Source organism: Novacetimonas hansenii JCM 7643, assembly GCF_000964405.1.
Classification (GTDB): Bacteria; Pseudomonadota; Alphaproteobacteria; order Acetobacterales; family Acetobacteraceae; genus Novacetimonas; species Novacetimonas hansenii.
In genome coordinates this window covers 1-2,359 of sequence record NZ_BANE01000308.1, presented here as the reverse complement: position 1 = coordinate 2,359, position 2,359 = coordinate 1, and the positions used below count along the sequence as shown (strand labels likewise).

The following is a 2,359-nucleotide window of genomic DNA, read 5'->3' as shown; positions in this document are numbered from 1 at the left end:
GTGCGCATGGCGCTGGGAAGCCCGGATCACTGATCCGCTGTGGCGGTGCGAGAAATAGCAGCGCCACACTCAATGCTGCTGCCTGTCTGCTGAAATCCATAACGCAGATAGGCAGTTATGGGGGGTGAACTGACAGTCGACTATCGGGCAGCTATATCCGAAAGCAGCCATCTCCATGCGCTCATGGCCATGACGGCGACCGGCCAAGTCCGGTCGCCTGTCACATGCCCGAGGAATGGCTAATTATGCCGATACCTACCGCCCTGCGTTCCGAGAAGTTGGCGATTGCCCCCAACGAAATGTCGCTCGCCCGTTTCAGCGAACGCGACGGGCTGCTGGCAGCTCAACGCATTCGTGTTGCCACGATGATCCCATCTTCAATTTTCAGATCCATCGAGAGGGGGGCATCGTAGGTGGAGATATCCCTGCCGCTGGTTTCGAGGCCATCAAACACAATCGCGCTTTGAGTCGAGATGCGGTTCAACAGAGCGTTTTCGTTCCGCAAAATTTTCGAGCGTTCGGCTGGGCTGGTGACGGTCTTGATTTTCTCGCGGAGAAGTTGGTCCAGCGCAATGGCCGCCTCGCCCTGTGGCAGCAGGGCTAGCACAGATGCTCTGATATCCTTCAGCCGACCTTCTTTGCGCTGTTCTCGACCAGGGAAGGCAGAGAGGAGCTGCCAGCCACAGGCACGCGCCCGCAGGCATAGCAGCATTTCACGATAAAGCTTGTCGAGCGTCGCATGCTTTTCATCCAGAGCCTTGATATACTTACCTTGACCAACCCACTCTTCATCTTTCAGGATCTTCAGGGCGTCGGTTTGGTTACGAATGTCGATGCCAAGATGCTCCTGCACCTCTAGGAGCTTGGTCTCGTGCATTTCGATGACGTGTACCACCTCATCCGCTAGCTCTCCCGATAGCACGGACCCGGCAATCTGCTCAAAATAGCGGATCGATCCTGTCAGGACCGATCGACGCTCGTTCTTTTGAAACACAGCGACGTCCTCAATGGCTTCCTTGATGTCCGAGAGCTTCTCGCTGATGTCAGCTAGATGCTTCTGCGCCAGCACAGCTGATGCAATATTGAGAGCCGCACCGGACGTGGCCAGAGCCGAAAGATTCCCGATATCGAGTTTGGCGGCTCCGGCGAATTCGTTCGTGCCGATTTTGCGGAGCGTGCCGATGAGGCCACCGTGATTGACGCTCTCCACCAATTTGGTACCAGCCGGGACAATCACATTCATGTAATTGCTGGCCCCAACCTCAACAGCCGTAGCCACGCCAGGAACAGCCTGCAAAAGGGGATTTAACCGGCTAATCCCGGTATCATCCTTGCTAACCTTCCGCCATCCAACGTCCGAATCCAATACGCTGATCTGGGCAAGCGTTAGGACAGGGGTTCCGCTATTGTTGCTAATGACCAAAGCATCGGAGTTACTGACAGGAGCTGGCGTTGAGCTTGCCTCCGTGCTCTCCTTATTCGCACGTGTAACTTCATTATGCTTCAAGCGGAGGAACGCGATTTGCAAAAGAGATGCGGCCAAGGGAGGCCACTCTGCGGCGCCGAAAAAACTGCTGGCGCCCTCGGCAGCTGCTTGACGGGCCTTGTTCACTGCCGCCTGCTGCTTGTCCGCTGTGATCGACGAGAGCCGTTGCGATGTAAAGATGTTAAGTAGAGCCGTCTCGTTGTCGGCCAGATCGCCCTCCTGAGCAGGCAATCCCAGTTGTTTGCATAACGCGTCGATCATGTGCTGATACGAAGGACGGCTACCATCTGTGATGTTCAGTGCCTTCTGGCCAAGGCGGTAAATCTCATCGCCAATTTGGTCGGTATACCGGCTGTGATTCGGGGTGTGCCGTTCATAGGCCCGACAAATCTTAAGTATGCTGTGAGGCGTCTGCGTGAGCGTGTCGACCAAGGGGGCTAATTGATCGTCACTGCTCATACTCAGAATCTTATAGATCACGGGAATGGCAGCGACGTTCACTGGGGTATGATGCATGCAGGTTAATACCGATCTTCGCTTGAGAAAATGGCTCGATTCAATGTTTTGTTAAAAACTGATTGAGGTCAAGGATTGTCCCTCGTTTCAGCTTCTTCAGGCGGACGATGGATGACCCAATAGCTGGGTCTCCCAAATAGCGACCTTCGGACAGCATTGTCTACTATGGTCGGAAAGTCCCATAGGCGGTCTATTGAGGTCCGCCTAACAATGTCGACTTTCGGGAACCCTGAACGACCACTTAGAGGTCTGGCATGTAGGCGATTTCGATCAGGCGGCTTCAATCACAACGCTATGATAGCGCGCAAAAATATCTAAGAGCCTGATCCGAAAGTTTTTGAACAATACCAGCATGTT

General features: G+C 54.2%; 1 protein-coding gene. It reads right to left on the bottom strand.

Features of this window, described 5'->3' with window-relative positions:
- Nucleotides 1–343: 343 nt before the first annotated feature.
- Nucleotides 344–2,002: a hypothetical protein gene (locus B7G66_RS15700; RefSeq protein WP_048859374.1), complete on the bottom strand. Its 1,659-nt coding sequence runs from the start codon at nt 2,000–2,002 to the stop codon at nt 344–346.
- Nucleotides 2,003–2,359 lie beyond the last annotated feature (357 nt).

Bases quoted from the DNA above. Each gene is read 5' to 3' on its own strand.
- B7G66_RS15700 (WP_048859374.1), bottom strand. From the start codon at position 2,002: ATGCATCATACCCCAGTGAACGTCGCTGCCATTCCCGTGATCTATAAG.